The sequence below is a fragment of the Streptacidiphilus sp. MAP12-33 genome, assembly GCF_041261265.1.
In the GTDB taxonomy this organism is placed as follows: Bacteria; Actinomycetota; Actinomycetes; order Streptomycetales; family Streptomycetaceae; genus Streptacidiphilus.
Genome location: NZ_JBGCCA010000024.1, coordinates 108,888 through 122,371, shown reverse-complemented (window position 1 = coordinate 122,371; position 13,484 = coordinate 108,888). Strand labels below are relative to the sequence as shown.

General features: G+C 74.0%; 14 protein-coding genes and 1 pseudogene. 10 read left to right on the top strand and 5 right to left on the bottom strand.

Annotation, left to right across the window (positions count from 1 at the left end; translation table 11 throughout):
* Positions 1-201 precede the first annotated feature (201 nt).
* Entirely contained in the window at positions 202-2,004 is a 1,803-nt protein-coding gene (locus ABH931_RS23570) for an adenylyl cyclase (protein ID WP_370116547.1), read from the top strand.
* Between the two features lie 73 nt (positions 2,005-2,077).
* On the opposite strand, the gene ABH931_RS23565 is transcribed toward ABH931_RS23570, so the two are convergent.
* Both ABH931_RS23565 and ABH931_RS23560 read right to left on the bottom strand, forming a co-directional pair.
* Positions 2,078-3,163, bottom strand: coding sequence for a MerR family transcriptional regulator (locus ABH931_RS23565; RefSeq protein ID WP_370116544.1), 1,086 nt, complete (start codon positions 3,161-3,163; stop codon positions 2,078-2,080).
* 254 nt (positions 3,164-3,417) lie between these two features.
* Positions 3,418-3,630 carry a hypothetical protein gene (locus tag ABH931_RS23560; protein WP_370116541.1) on the bottom strand — a complete coding sequence of 71 codons (213 nt, stop codon included), beginning with the start codon at positions 3,628-3,630 and terminating at the stop codon, positions 3,418-3,420.
* Positions 3,631-4,488: 858 nt separating this feature from the next.
* On the opposite strand from ABH931_RS23560, the gene ABH931_RS23555 reads away from it, so the two are divergent.
* Entirely contained in the window at positions 4,489-6,060 is a 1,572-nt protein-coding gene (locus ABH931_RS23555; protein ID WP_370116539.1) for an SDR family oxidoreductase, read from the top strand.
* A 230-nt stretch (positions 6,061-6,290) separates the two neighbouring features.
* On the opposite strand, the gene ABH931_RS23550 is transcribed toward ABH931_RS23555, so the two are convergent.
* Both ABH931_RS23550 and ABH931_RS23545 read right to left on the bottom strand, forming a co-directional pair.
* Positions 6,291-6,740, bottom strand: a complete 450-nt coding sequence (locus tag ABH931_RS23550; protein ID WP_370116536.1) for an ATP-binding protein — start codon at positions 6,738-6,740, stop codon at positions 6,291-6,293.
* Positions 6,737-7,120: an STAS domain-containing protein gene (locus ABH931_RS23545; protein WP_370116533.1), complete on the bottom strand. Its 384-nt coding sequence runs from the start codon at positions 7,118-7,120 to the stop codon at positions 6,737-6,739. Before ABH931_RS23545 ends, ABH931_RS23550 begins: the two co-directional genes overlap by 4 nt.
* Positions 7,121-7,610: 490 nt before the next feature.
* On the opposite strand from ABH931_RS23545, the gene ABH931_RS23540 reads away from it, so the two are divergent.
* From ABH931_RS23540 to ABH931_RS23505, 8 genes are all read left to right on the top strand, one after another.
* A complete protein-coding gene (locus ABH931_RS23540) occupies positions 7,611-7,919 on the top strand; it encodes an ATP-binding protein (RefSeq protein WP_370116531.1) in 309 nt (102 codons plus the stop codon).
* 187 nt (positions 7,920-8,106) lie between these two features.
* Positions 8,107-9,063: a SigB/SigF/SigG family RNA polymerase sigma factor gene (locus tag ABH931_RS23535; protein ID WP_370116528.1), complete on the top strand. Its 957-nt coding sequence runs from the start codon at positions 8,107-8,109 to the stop codon at positions 9,061-9,063.
* Between the two features lie 154 nt (positions 9,064-9,217).
* Positions 9,218-9,646: an SsgA family sporulation/cell division regulator gene (locus ABH931_RS23530; RefSeq protein WP_370116525.1), complete on the top strand. Its 429-nt coding sequence runs from the start codon at positions 9,218-9,220 to the stop codon at positions 9,644-9,646.
* A gap of 103 nt (positions 9,647-9,749) precedes the next feature.
* Complete coding sequence (locus ABH931_RS23525; RefSeq protein WP_370116522.1) at positions 9,750-9,905, top strand: hypothetical protein; 156 nt, start codon at positions 9,750-9,752, stop codon at positions 9,903-9,905.
* Positions 9,905-10,174 carry a hypothetical protein gene (locus tag ABH931_RS23520; protein WP_370116519.1) on the top strand — a complete coding sequence of 90 codons (270 nt, stop codon included), beginning with the start codon at positions 9,905-9,907 and terminating at the stop codon, positions 10,172-10,174. The genes ABH931_RS23525 and ABH931_RS23520 overlap by 1 nt, the downstream gene beginning before the upstream one ends.
* A 108-nt stretch (positions 10,175-10,282) precedes the next feature.
* Complete coding sequence (locus tag ABH931_RS23515; RefSeq protein WP_370116517.1) at positions 10,283-11,122, top strand: SAM-dependent methyltransferase; 840 nt, start codon at positions 10,283-10,285, stop codon at positions 11,120-11,122.
* Positions 11,123-11,191: 69 nt separating this feature from the next.
* Positions 11,192-12,151: a prolyl aminopeptidase gene (gene pip, locus ABH931_RS23510; protein WP_370116514.1), complete on the top strand. Its 960-nt coding sequence runs from the start codon at positions 11,192-11,194 to the stop codon at positions 12,149-12,151.
* A gap of 274 nt (positions 12,152-12,425) precedes the next feature.
* Positions 12,426-13,118 (top strand): cytidylate kinase family protein, encoded by a 693-nt coding sequence (locus ABH931_RS23505; protein ID WP_370116511.1) that lies wholly within the window; start codon positions 12,426-12,428, stop codon positions 13,116-13,118.
* A 72-nt stretch (positions 13,119-13,190) separates the two neighbouring features.
* Here the strand turns inward: ABH931_RS23505 and ABH931_RS23500 are convergent.
* Positions 13,191-13,449, bottom strand: a pseudogene (locus ABH931_RS23500) (transposase); the annotation flags it as partial.
* Between the last annotated feature and the right edge of the window lie 35 nt (positions 13,450-13,484).

Sequence of the window (13,484 nt, the reverse complement as noted above, 5' to 3'; positions counted from 1 at the left end):
TTCTGCGCCCTCGCGGCGACAGCATCGAGAGCTCGGACGAGACTGCTGCCTCCAGGAGTTGAAGGCGTGGGGGGAGTCCAGGGGTGGATTGCCTCCATTGTATTGACGCATGTGCGCCGACAGTGCTTCACTCCCCTCGCGAGAGCGCTCTCTGAGCGCCGCCCGTCAGGTGCCACCTCACCCGCCACTCCTGGGAGAGCCATGCCCGTCGCCCCGAACCGCCGTACCGTTCTGCGCAGTTCCCTCGCCCTGGCCGCCGCGCTGCCGCTGGCAGGCGCACTCCCTGCCGCGTCCGCCTCGGCCGCCACCGCCGCGGCGAGATCCGCAGGCGCCGACCTCGGCCCCAACGTGCTGCTGTTCGACCCCTCCATGGGCGACGCGGCGATCCAGGCCCAGGTCGACGCCGTCTTCGCGACCCAGCAGTCCAACCAGTTCGGCACCGAGCGCTACGCGCTCGCCTTCCTGCCCGGGACGTACACCGTCGACATCAACGTCGGCTTCTACACCCACGTCCTCGGCCTCGGCGCGTCCCCGGACGACGTCGTCATCAACGGCCATGTCACCGTCGACGCACAGTGGTTGGGCGGGAACGGCACACAGAACTTCTGGCGTGCCGCCGAGAACCTGTGCATCGTCCCGCCGGACGGCCTGGAGCGCTGGGCCGTGGCCCAGGCCGGTCCCATGCGCCGCACGCACGTCAAGGGCGACATGACGCTGTGGCCCAGCCCGCCCGGCAACCGCTGGTCCAGCGGCGGCTTCCTGGCCGACAGCGTGGTGGACGGCCAGGTGGACTCCGGCTCGCAGCAGCAGTGGCTCTCGCGCAACGACAGCTTCGGCTCCTGGACCGGCTCCAACTGGAACATGGTCTTCGTCGGCACCCAGGGCGCACCCGCGCAGCACTTCCCCAACCCCGCCTGGACCGTGGTGGACCACACCCCGACGGTGCGCGAGAAGCCCTTCCTGACCCTGGGCCGCCACGGCTCCTACGAGGTCTTCGTCCCCGCCCTGCGCACGGACTCGGCCGGGCCCACCTGGACCTCCGGACCGGCGGCCGGGCACACCGTGCCGCTGTCGCGGTTCCACATCGCGCGCCCCGGCGAGAGCGCGGAGTCCATCAACCGGGCGCTGGCCCGCGGGCAGCACCTGCTGCTCACCCCCGGCGTCTACCCGCTGGCCGCCCCGATCCGGGTGCGCCGGTCCGGCACCGTCGTGCTGGGCCTGGGCCTGGCCACACTCCAGGCCACCCACGGCAACGCGCTCGTCGAGGTCGGCGACGTGGGCGGCGTCTCGGTCGCGGGCGTCCTGCTGGAGGCGGCCTCGTCGGGCTCCCCGGTGCTGCTGCGGGTCGGTGACGGCCAGAGCCGCACCCGTCACTGTGCAGACCCGACGGTGCTGTTCGACGTCTACGCCCGCATCGGCGGGGCGGTGGCGGGCGGCGCGAGCGTCAGCGTGCGGATCGACAGCAACGACGTCATCTGCGACAACCTGTGGCTGTGGCGCGCCGACCACGGCAACGACGGCACGGTGGGCTGGACGGTCAACCCCGCCGACACCGGTATCGAGGTCAACGGCGACCGGGTCACCGCCTACGGCCTGGCCGTGGAGCACTACCAGAAGTACGAGGTGCTGTGGCGGGGCGAGAGCGGCCGCACCTACTTCTTCCAGAACGAGCACCCCTACGACGTGCCGACGCAGTCGGCGTGGACGCACGGCAGCACGCTCGGCTACGCCGCCTACAAGGTCGCCGACTCGGTCGCCTCCCACCAGGCGTGGGGACTGGGCAGCTACTGCTTCTTCGACCTGAACGCGAACATCTACACCGACCGCGCGTACGAGGTGCCGGACACCCCGGGGGTGGTCTTCACCGACCTGATGACGGTCTGCCTCAACGGCCCGGGCGGCGGCGGGATCCTGCACGCCGTCAACGACAGCGGGTCGCCGGTGCAGAACGGCTTCGGCACCTTCTACATGTCCGGCTACAGCGACGGCGTCGCCACTGCCTGACGTCCTGCCACCCCACCGGATCCCGGTGGGCGCGCCGCCACCCCGGTGCGCCCACCGGCGCCACCGCGCGCGGTCAGCGCGTCGCGGGCGCAAGTCGGGACGCGGTGACCGCGGCGGTGATGGCGTCGAGGGCGGTGCGCAGGCTCGGGGGCTGGTGAGCCGTGCGAGGGGCGCCGAGGGAGCGCCAGCCGGGGCCGCCGAGCAGGAGCAGGGGGCTGTGGCGGGCACCCGCGACGCCGAAGGGGAGGGCGAGCAGGTCGGTGGCGAGCTGCGGGGCGGCGGTGGCGCGGGACTGGGACCAGAGCAGCACGGCGGCCGGGCCGAGGCGCCGGTAGGCCTGGGCCAGGGCGAGCGGCGGAACCGAGGCGCCCAGCATCCGGAAGGCGACACCGCGAGCGGTCAGCGCCGCCGCGACGGCGTCCAGCGGCAGGGTGTGCTCCTCGCCCGGCGTAGCCGCCAGCAGCACCACCGGCCCGGTGCGCGGCACGGCCGGTACGTGGCGGCGCAGTTCGGTGGCGACGTGCCAGGAGAGCAGGTGCTCGACCTCGACGTAGGCCTCGCCCAGCGTGGCCCAGCGGCGCCCTGCCGCGCGCAGCGTCGGGGCGATCACGTCCTCCCACGCACCCTCGACACCCCAGCGTTCGAGGGCGGAGCCGAGCAGTTCCTGGAGGGTTGGGGCGTCGAGGCGGTCCGCGGCGCGGATCAGGCCGCGGGCGTGGCGGCGACGTTCGGCCTCCTCCGTACGCGGGACCGGGCCCGGGGCGGTGCGCGGTGCAGAGCCCGACGCGGAGCCCGGGGCAGAATCCGCGGCGGAGCCCGGGGCGCAGTCTGCGGCGGCGCCTGGGGCGGGCGATGCTGCCGGCAGCGCGTTGGCCGGCGACGTGCTCGGGTAGGCGCCAGGCGGAGCGCCAGGGGCGACCGCCGAGGGCGAGGGGTGCGCGGCCGCGGCGCGGGCCGCCTCCGCGGGCGGCAGGCCCTGCGCGGTCAACCGGCACATGGTTTCCAGCCGGGCGATGTCGGCGTCGGTCCAGCGGCGGTGGTGTCCCTCGGCACGCTGAGCAGGTCCGATCCCGTAGCGGCGCTCCCACGACCGCAGCGTCACCGGCGAGACCCCGAGCCGCCGCGCCACCTCGCCGGTCGGCAGGCCCGTCTCGCTCACCGGGCCGCGACCCGTCGGGGTGCGGGACGGGACATGGTGTCCTCCGGGTACTCGATCCTGGCCCCAGCGTCCTCACCGGACCCTGGCGCCTCCTCTCGCATCGATGATGCATCGTTCCGTGCGCGGGCGCGCAACGCGCGCCAACCGGGTCCAGGTCCGGGCAGGGCGCTCCTGGCCCACGAACCGGACCCAGGGTCGTCGTGGCCGAGGCGCCCCCTGGGGTTCCGCGTCGCCGGCCCGGCCGGGGCAGCGCCTCACCGCTGCGCCGGCAGCGGCCGGATCACCGTGCCGTCGTCGAGCACCGCCTGGACCGGGCCACTCCGCGTCCACGGCACCGTCAGGACGTGCTGGGCCGCCACATCGCTGCTGGGACCGCCGGGTGGGGTGATCCGACGCACCCGGCGACTGCCTGCCGCCAGCAGGTAGGACGGGCCGCCGGGCGACGGCGTCCACCGGACCTGGGCCATGACGTTCTGCTCGAACCGGCTGCACGAACGCCCGTCCGGCTCGCTGCCGGTCGCAGCACCACGGCTCGCGCCTGCGCCGGGTCGGGCGCGCCTGCGGCCCGCCGGGCGGCGCGGTGCGCGAGCAGGACCCGCCGGTGTCGGTCGATGGACGACGGGAGCATCAGGTAGGCCATACGGGCCGTCCCGTCGTACCGCGTCGACGAGGCGGCGCCCGCCTGGAGCCGGCCCATGTCCACTCCTCCCCGCCCCGGGAGGTCGTCGGCATCCGTCCGCCGAACCGGGGCGTCCCGGACGGCCTAACGCGATGATCATCGGATGGTCACGCCGTACGCGCGGAATCCGGCGCGGAACGGCGGCCGGGAAGGGGCGGGAAGGGGTCCGGCGCAGGGCCCGGCCGGGCGGGGCCGGAGGCAGAGACCGGGGCCGCGGGAAGGGGCGCGGCCTGGCCGGGCCGGGGACCGGAGGCGTAGGGCGGAGTCCGAATGCGGGGACCGGGGCAGAGACCGGGGGCGGAGGGCCGGGCCGGGGCCGGAGGCCAGGGCGGGTGCCGACCGGGCGAGAGGCTGGAGCACCGCCCGAAGGAACCGGAGGACCGGAGGACCGAACGCGGGAACCGGGGGCGGGGGCCGGGGGCAGGGGCGCGGCCGGGCGGGACCGGGCCGGGGGCCTGGCCGGAGGCCGGAGGCCGGAGCGCCGACCGAAGGGGCCGGGGCCGGGTGTGGCGGGACCGGGCTGGGGAGGGGCGGCGGGGAGACGATGCGGGATCGGTGCGGGTCGTCCGGGCGGCGGTGCTGACGTGAGGTTGGGCGGGTGGTGGCCGGTCGCGGTCGCCGCTGCTCCGGCCGTCGAGGTGGTGCCATGTCACGGACCGTGCGGACCCATGCCGCGCCCCAGGCCGCGCGGCCCAGCGGCGCGGCGCTGTGCCTGGTCACCGGCGCCACCGGCTACATCGGCGGGCGACTGGTCCGCGAACTGCTCGACGCCGGCTACCGGGTGCGCTGCCTGAGCCGGAACCCCGACCGGCTCCGCGACCAGCCGTGGGCGGACCGTGTCGAGACGGTCCGCGCCGACCTCGCCGATCCCGCCTCGCTGACGCGGGCCCTGGACGGCGTCGAGGTGGTCTACTACCTGGTCCACTCCCTCGGCAGCGGCGCCGGCTTCGAGGCGACCGAGGCGGCCGCCGCGGCCCACCTCGCGGACGCCGCCGCCCGGTCGGGCACCCGCCGGATCGTCTACCTCGGTGCGCTGCTGCCTCGCGGCGTCGCCGCGTCGGAGCTCTCCCCGCACCTGCGCTCGCGCGCGCAGGTGGGCGAGATCCTGCGCGCCGGGGCCGTGCCGGCGGCGGAGCTGCGCGCGGCGGTCGTGCTGGGCTCCGGCTCGGCGTCGTTCGAAATGCTCCGGCATCTGACGGAGCGGCTGCCGGCCATGGTGACCCCGCGCTGGGTCCGCACGCTGATCCAGCCCATCGCGGTTCGCGACGTCCTGCGCTACCTGGTGGCCGCGGCCGCGCTGCCGCCGGAGGTGAACCGCAGCTTCGACATCGGCGGGCCGGAGGTGCTGAGCTACCGGGAGATGATGCTGCGTTACGCCCGTGTCGCCGGGCTGCCGCGTCGCGTCGTGGTGCCCGTGCCGGTGCTCACGCCGGGGCTGTCGAGCCACTGGGTGGGCCTGGTCACCCCCGTCCCGGCCGGACTGGCCCGGCCGCTGGTGGAGTCGCTGCGCCACGAGGTGGTCTGCCGGGAGGACGACATCAAGCGCTATGTCCGCGACCCGCCCGAGGGCCTGCTGGGCTTTGACGACGCGGTGCGGCTCGCCCTCGCCCGGATCAAGGACGCCGAGGTGGCGACCCGCTGGTCCTCGGCCGCCGTCCCCGGCGCGCCGAGCGATCCGCTGCCGACCGACCCCGGCTGGGCGGGCGGCTCCCTGTACGAGGACGTGCGGCAGGCCGCGGTCGCGGCGGACGCGGCGGCGTTGTGGCGGGTGGTCGAGGGCATCGGCGGCGACCACGGCTGGTACTCCTTCCCGCTGGCCTGGGCGCTGCGCGGTGGCCTGGACCGGATCGTCGGCGGCGTCGGACTGCGACGTGGACGCCGCGACCCGCACCGGCTGCGGGTCGGCGAGTCGCTCGACTTCTGGCGGGTGGAGGAGATCGAGCCGGGCAGGCTGCTGCGGTTGCGCGCGGAGATGCGACTGCCGGGCCTGGCCTGGCTGGAACTGCGGGTCCAGCCCGACGGTCCGCACCGCTCCCGCTACGTGCAGCGGGCGTTGTTCCACCCGCGCGGGCTGGCGGGCCACCTGTACTGGTGGAGCGTCGCGCCCTTCCACACGTTCGTCTTCGGCGGGATGACCCGCAACATCGCCCGCGAGGCGGCGCGTGGGGCGGCGGCGCGGCCCCGTCGGCACGGTGGGCTCGTCGGCACGCTGTCCTGAGACGGACGGCGCGCGGGGCGCCGTCCGCCGAAGAGGCCGATTCGCTGCACAGACGATGCGCGCTGCACGATGGTCTCCGAGGCCGATTTCATGATCACGCGCGTGGGCCTCCCCCGACGGCCGTGCCGTAGGCCAGCCGTAGGCCCGCCCGCCGCGGCGGCCGGAGCGACCGACATGGTGCGTACGCTCCCGGCCGCCGCACTTCTGCTGTCGCCCCCGCCACGCGGTGGTCAGCGCTCGAAGCGGGCCCAGACCGTCTTGCCGGCCGGCTGCGGGGTCGAGTCCCACGAGGTGGCCAGGCGGCGGACCACCTGAAGCCCGTGACCGCCGGGGCGGGCCGGATCGCCGGGGGTGGGCACGGTCGGCGGGCGGGCCTCGCCGTCCGTCGCGCCGACGACGACCGCGTCGCCCTCCAGGGTGACCACGAGCTCCAGGACGCCGCCGCCGTGCGTCATCGCGTTGGCGACCAGCTCGGAGACCACGAGCAGCACGTCCTCCGCGCGCTCGCGCTCGTCCGGGTCGTCCGCCCGCGGGTCCGCCCAGCACCACTCGGCCAGCGCGCGCCCGGTGAAGTCGCGGGCCTTGCCCACGGGTCCGCTGACTCCGCGCAGCCCCAGCCGCCGCACCTGGCGGTCGGGCGCCGCCGGCTGGACGCCGGTTCCGGCGCGGGGGCCGTTCACGCGTCCTCCGAGAGCGCGGCGGCCACGTCGGCGCGTGTCTCGAAGACACCGTCCGCGCCGGTGAGTTCCAGCAGCCGGCGCAGCTGGGGACCGACCCCCGCCAGCACGAACCTGCCACCGTCGTCGACCGTGCGCAGCCGGGCCTTGAGCAGCACGTTCAGGCCGGTGGAGTCGCAAAAACGCAGCGCGGAGCAGTCGATCACGAGGTGCGCGACGCCTTCGTCGGCCAGTGCGAGCGCCGCGTCCGCGAAGGTCGGCGCGGTGTCGTGGTCGAGTTCTCCGGCGAGCGCGACAACGCCGGCTCCCCCGTGTCTGCGCACCGAGACGGTCAACCGGTCCTGGACGGAGTCGGTGGCGGGCGTCTCGGACTGTTCGGACATGCGTGCGGTCTCCAACTGGTCGGTGGTCGCCTCAGCGCAGAGGCTATCGCGCACGTTCCCGCGCGGCGACGACCTCATGCGCGGCGCGACGGTTCGCGTGCGCCGGGCTCGTCCCGTGCCGGCCTCCGCGACGTTTGCGGGAGGGCACGAGCGGTCAGACGCCCCCTGTCCGGGGCAGACCTGGCCCGGACCGGTTCGGAGCCCCCGGGTACCACTCCCCCGGCCCCGGGGGCTCCGGCCTGCCGGGCTGCCGCCCGTCGGCCCTGCGGCGCCCGCGACCGACGAACGGCACGGGCCAGCGGAACGAGATGCGGGGTGCGCGGTGGACTCCCAGCGGGCGTGCGGGCCTTGGCCCCTTGACGGACCGGCCCCCTGCCGACGGGCGAGACTGCGGCTGCACGACAACGCGGCGCCCGCCTCCGCCGCCCGCGACTTCTCCCTGCTCACGCTCTGCTCCTGGGGTGTGCCCGGCGGAGAGGGATTCGGTCGGGTGGGCGACATCGTGCTCGTCGTGTCGGAGCTGGTGACCAACGCCGCACGGCACGGCGGCGGCGCCCTGTGGCTCGCACTCGCCGCCACCGGCCAGGACGCGATCCGCGTCGAGGTGGCGGACCCCAGCCCGCGGCTGCCGGCGATCCGGCTCCCGCGGGCCCCCGCGCGGCCCGGGGGTCACGGGCTGCGACTGGTGTTGCGCGCGGCCGACCGCGTCGGGATCGACCTCGGGCCGGACGGACCCGGCAAGCGCGTCTGGGCCGAGTTCCGCACCCTCGCCCGGGACTCCTGCGGGGATCCCGGCTGAACCGCGCCGACCTGGCAGAACGTGGAGACCACGGCACGCGCCACCCGAGGATGCCCACCGCAACATCACGGAACGGACACGTCCGCCGTGCATCATCCCGACGGATCGGGGTAGGCGGCGAAAGATGCCCGAAGAAACCGGGCCCCGCCGCGAACGGCGGCGGGGGCCACGTCGACGGAGGAGCCTCATGCCCCGCACTGTCACCGCCACCGCACCTGTCGTCGGCGCCCGCATGCCGGAGACCCGTGAGACCGGCAACAGTGCCGTCACCGCGCCAGGCGCGGCACTCCCCGGAACGCGGATGTCGCCCGAGACGCAGGCGCTGCCGCAAGCACAGCCGCTGCCCGACATACCGGATCCCGCGACCGTCGACACCGCGACGGCCAAGGAGCTCTCGCGGGTGCTGTTCGCCCGCCTGCGCTCACTGGAGGAGGGGACGGCCGACTACTCCTACGTGCGCAACTCGCTCGTCGAGCTCAACCTCGGCCTGGTGCGCTTCGCCGCCTCGCAGTTCTCGCACCGGCACGAGCCGATGGAGGACATCATCCAGGTCGGCACGGTCGGCCTGATCAAGGCGATCAACCGCTTCGAGCTCGACCGGGACGTGGAGTTCCTCACCTACGCCCTGCCGACGATCACCGGCGAGATCAAGCGCTACTTCCGCGACTCCAGCTGGGCCGTCCACGTGCCGCGCCGCCTCCAGGAGCTGCGGCTGCGCCTGGCCAAAGCCCACGACGTCCTGGAGCAGGAACTCAACCGCGCCCCCACCACCCGCGAGCTCGCCGACCACCTCGACCTGCCCGAGCAGGAGGTCATCGACGGCCGCCTGGCCGCGAACGCCTACACCGCCGGCACGCTGGAGACCCCTGGCACCGCCGACCCGGACGAGGACAGCCCCCTGGAGAACCGTGTCGGCGTCGTCGACGAACGCTTCGAGCAGGTCGAGGCGGTGGCCGCGCTGAAGCCCCTGATGGCCCGCCTGTCCGCACGCGACCGCCGGATCCTCGGGATGCGCTTCGTCGACGAGCTCACCCAGTCCGAGATCGGCGAACGCATCGGCGTCTCGCAGATGCAGGTCTCCCGCCTGCTCGCGAGCGCGCTGGCGAACCTCCGCCGGGGCCTCGCCGTGGACGAGAACATCTGACCTTCGAAACGGGGGGCTCCCAGCCCCGTTTCCGACGGCGGAGACGGGGCAGGCGCGACCCGACGGTGTGTCGGCGGGCCGTGTCCTGACCGGACCCGACCGACACACCGTTGCCAAGCCGTGCCCACCCCCACCCCGCCCCCGAGGAGCTGCGTTGTTCTCCGAGATCGAGCACCGTGTCACGCTCGTCCTGGCCGACCGGTCCCCGGGTGGCGTGCCGGTGCCCGCGGTGCTGGCCTACCGGCGCCAGGACCCGTTCGCGATACGCCTCACCTTCCCCGGGATCTGCGGGCCGGACGGACCGGATCTCGGCGACCTCACCTGGCTGCTCTCCCGGGAACTGCTGGAGGCGGGTCTGACCGCGCCGGTCGGCGAGGGCGACGTGCGGGTGGTCCCCACCACGTCCACCGCGATCCGCCTCCACCTGCGCTCCGGCGCGGCGGAGGCCGTCCTGGAGGCCCCCCGCCCCTCCGTCGAGCATTTCCTGCGCGCCTGCGGCACGTGCGTCCCGCCCGGCGAGGAGAGCACGGTCTACGACTGGGACCACGCCTGGACCGACGTCCTGGGGCGCGAACGCTCCTGACGGGCGCGCAGGTGCGCCGTTCCCGCCGGCAACCCGTCCGAGTGACTGACCGGCGGGGCGGGCTCCGGGTAGCGTGGAAAGACCCTCACCGACGGAGGCCCCGATGCCGGACCAGCGCTGCACCGCGTGCGGCGGCCGAGGTGGCACCGAGAAGGTCGAGTACACCTACGAGACGGACCAGAACGGCAACACCGTTGCCAAGGAACACCGGTACTACGGCCCCTGCACCTCGTGCGGCGGCAGCGGGAGGATCGCCTGATGACCACGCCCGACGACCCGACGCGCTCCGTGTACCTCTGCCTGGACTGCGGCGCCCACTACCTGCCCCCGCCGACGATGGAGTACCCGACCGGTCCGGCCAGCCAGGCGTACTGCGTCTCGTGCCAACCGGGGCACTCCCCCGAGTCCCAGGCCCGCCCCGGCATCAACCTCAGCGAGGACCTCGCAAAGCCACGCCCGCGCAAACCCCGCCGCGCCGGCAAGGCCCCAGCGAAGGGCGGCACGACGCGGCGGAGCAAGCTCCTCTGAGCCGCGGGCCCGCGTCGTGACCGCTCGTGAGCGACCCTGTCGCCCCTCGGTCGACTCCTGTCGATGCCCGAGGTCGAGTGGTGTGCGGGCGACCCACGTTACGCTCAGGTGACAGGGAATGTCGACGAGTTGGAGGACGACGTGCCGGGCTCGGAGCCGTTGGACAGCAACCTGATCGACCCGACCGTGGCGACGCCGGCGCGCATCTACTCCTACCTCCTCGGCGGCAAGGACCACTTCCCGGTCGATCGCGCGGCGGCGGAGCAGGCCATGGAGACCATGCCGGTCCGGGACTTCGCCCGCGTCAACCGTGCCTTTCTGACCCGCGCGGTGCGGCACCTGGCCGAGAGCGGCGTGAATCAGTTCCTGGATCTCGGCATCGGCCTGCCCGCTCCCGGCGGCACCGCCGAGACCGCGCTGTCGGTGCGGCCCGACGCGCGGATCGTCGGCGTCGACAACGATCCGATCGTCCTTGCGCACACCCGCGTTCACCGCGAGGAGGCCGCGCCGTCGGCCGCGACGATCGTCGCCGGGGACGTCCGGCGTCCGACGGAGATCCTGCAGGACCCCCTGGTGCGCGCCCGCCTGGACTTCGACCGGCCCGTCGCGGTGCTGCTGGTCGCCGTGACGCACTTCGTCGTCGACGAGGACGACCCGTACGGCGCGGTGCGCACGTTGATGGACGCCGTCCCGCCGGGCAGTGCACTGGTGCTGTCACAGGTCACCTCCGACCTGAACCCGGAAGGAATGCGCGCGACGGCGAAGGCCTACGCCCGCTCGTCGGTGAAGACCGCGGTGCGGAGCAGTAAGGAGATCGCCGCGTTCTTCGACGGCCTGGAGCCGGTCGCCCCGGGCCTGGTGATGCTGTCGCGGTGGCGGCCGGACGAGCACGTTCGCGCCGGGGACGACCGGATCGGGATGTTCGGCGGCGTGGCGCTCAAGCCCTGAGCGCGGCCAATCCCCGTGTGGGCGGGGCTCGGTGGAAGCCTTGCCGTGCACTGCGTACGATCGTTTGTCATGGCTCCTCTCTACGCTCCGACGAGTCCCTACGACTGCGGAATGCTGGACACCGGGGACGGCAACCGCGTCTACTACGAACAGCTCGGCAACCCCGAGGGCAAGCCCGTCCTGAACGTCCACGGCGGCCCCGGCGCGGGCACATCGCAGCGGCCGGCCAGGGCCTGGGATCCCGAGCGCTACCGGCTCGTGCGCTTCGACCAGCGCAACTGCGGGCGCAGTACCCCGCACGCGAGCGATCCGGCGGCGGACATGAGCCTGAACACCACGTGGCACCTGGTCGAGGACATGGAGCGCCTGCGCGAGCACCTCGGCATCGACACGTGGATGCTGAACGGCGCCTCCTGGGGCTCGACGCTCATCCTGGCCTATGCCCAACGGCACCCGGAGCGGGTCAGCGAGATCACCATCCAGGCGGTGACCACGACGCGCGGCAGCGAGATCGACTGGCTCTACCGGGGAGCCGGACGGTTCCAGCCCGAGGCCTGGGACCGGTTCCGCGACGGCGTCCCGGCGGACCAGCGCGAGGGCGATCTGCTCGCCGCCTACGCCCGGCTGATGGAGCACCCCGACCGCACCGTCCGGGCCAAGGCCGCCGCCGACTGGCTGGCCTGGGAGGACGCGGTGATCTCCGACGAGCCCAACGGCACCCCGGGCATGTACAGCAACCGGGACGTGGACGCGCAGATCGCGTTCGTCCGCATCTGTGCCCACTACTTCAGCAACGGCGCCTGGTTGGAGGAGGACCAGCTCCTGCGCAACGCCGACCGCCTGGCCGGGATCCCCGCGGTGCTCGGCCACGGACGACACGACATGGGCTCTCCGGTCCAGACAGCCTGGTTGCTGGCGAAGGCGTGGCCGGACGCCAAGCTCCACATCGTCGAGGACAGCGGCCACGCCGGGAGCGACGCGTTGGGGCAGACCATGCTGGAGGCGGTCGAGAACTTCAAGTACCGCTGACCGTGGAGGGCGGCGGCGCGGGATTCCCAGCCGCCGCCCAGTCAGGGCGCCACCTGCTCGTCCGCGTGGCGATGGTTCGGGCGGCCGTTCCAGGGCTTCGCCACTGGCTGCGCGTCGCGACCGAGGACTGGCAGAACGAGACCTGGCCGTGGGGAGGAGCTCCCCTGCGGAGCGCGGAGACCTGGGGCAGGGCCGGCCGAACACCGATCGTGCGGCTACGCGATCCGCACGTACCGGGGCACTGCACACAGACTCCGCGAGAGGGGCGGCACCAATGGATCACGGTACCCGCGGCGAGCTCGTCGACCGGCTGGCCGAGGCGATCGGATCCCTCCGGGCCGCGCATCCGTTGCGGGTCGCCATCGACGGGCCGCCCGCCGCCGGGAAGACCACGCTGGCCGACGAACTCGCCGTCGTCCTGCGTGCGCGGGGCCGCCACGTCATCCGCGCGACCATCGACGACTTCCTCTTTCCCCGGGCGCAGCGCTACCGACGCGGCCAGTACTCCGCCGAGGGCTGCTACTTCGACGCCCACGACAACGCCGCCCTGTGCCGGGTGCTGCTCGACCCGCTGGGGCCGGGCGGAGGCCGGAGGTTCCGGCACGCCGTCTACGACGCGGACGCCGACACCTCGTACCTGCCGCCGGCGATGACCGCCCCCGAAGACGCCGTGCTGCTCTTCGACGGCGTCTTCCTGCTGCGCCCGGAGCTCGTGGACCGATGGGACCTGCGCGTCTTCGTCTCCGTACCGTTCGAGCAGACGGTGGACCGAGCCCAGCACCGCGGCACCGCACCGGCCGGATCTCCCACCCACGCCGCCGCCATCGAACGGACCTGGCGCGACCGCTACATCCCCGCCCAGCAGCTCTACCTCGCCACCGCCCGTCCCACCGACCACGCCGACGTCATCGTGGACAACGCCGATCTCCAGCGCCCGGCCTGGGAGGCCCGCCCACCGCGGTGGTGACACCCCGTCGGCCGGAGTCCGAAACCAGCGACACGGGTTCTTCGAGCGGTGAGCTGATCACGGCGGCCTCTCCCTCCCGGAGGGCGTCGTGGATCCGCGCGACGGTGCCGTCGTCGTGCCACCACGAGAAGTACCAGTACACCGTGGGCCAGGGCGCGAAGTCCTTGGGCAACTGCCGCCAGGAGCACCCCGTGCGCACGACGTAGAAGATCGCGTCCACGATCCGGCGACGCGGGTGCTTCTCCGGTCGGCCGCCCTTCGGGCCCATCCGGGAGGGTGGCAGCAGCGGCTCGACCAGCGCCCACTGTTCGTCCGACAGGTTCGACGGATAGCCCACACCAGTCACTCCAGACCCAACGATCAGCG

Bases quoted from the DNA above. Each gene is read 5' to 3' on its own strand.
- ABH931_RS23535 (WP_370116528.1), top strand. From the start codon at position 8,107: ATGCCCCGCACTGTCACCGCCACCGCACCTGTCGTCGGCGCCCGCATG.
- ABH931_RS23545 (WP_370116533.1), bottom strand. From the start codon at position 7,120: ATGTCCGAACAGTCCGAGACGCCCGCCACCGACTCCGTCCAGGACCGG.
- ABH931_RS23555 (WP_370116539.1), top strand. From the start codon at position 4,489: ATGTCACGGACCGTGCGGACCCATGCCGCGCCCCAGGCCGCGCGGCCC.
- ABH931_RS23520 (WP_370116519.1), top strand. From the start codon at position 9,905: ATGACCACGCCCGACGACCCGACGCGCTCCGTGTACCTCTGCCTGGAC.
- pip (WP_370116514.1), top strand. From the start codon at position 11,192: ATGGCTCCTCTCTACGCTCCGACGAGTCCCTACGACTGCGGAATGCTG.
- ABH931_RS23570 (WP_370116547.1), top strand. From the start codon at position 202: ATGCCCGTCGCCCCGAACCGCCGTACCGTTCTGCGCAGTTCCCTCGCC.
- ABH931_RS23505 (WP_370116511.1), top strand. From the start codon at position 12,426: ATGGATCACGGTACCCGCGGCGAGCTCGTCGACCGGCTGGCCGAGGCG.
- ABH931_RS23560 (WP_370116541.1), bottom strand. From the start codon at position 3,630: ATGGCCCAGGTCCGGTGGACGCCGTCGCCCGGCGGCCCGTCCTACCTG.
- ABH931_RS23525 (WP_370116522.1), top strand. From the start codon at position 9,750: ATGCCGGACCAGCGCTGCACCGCGTGCGGCGGCCGAGGTGGCACCGAG.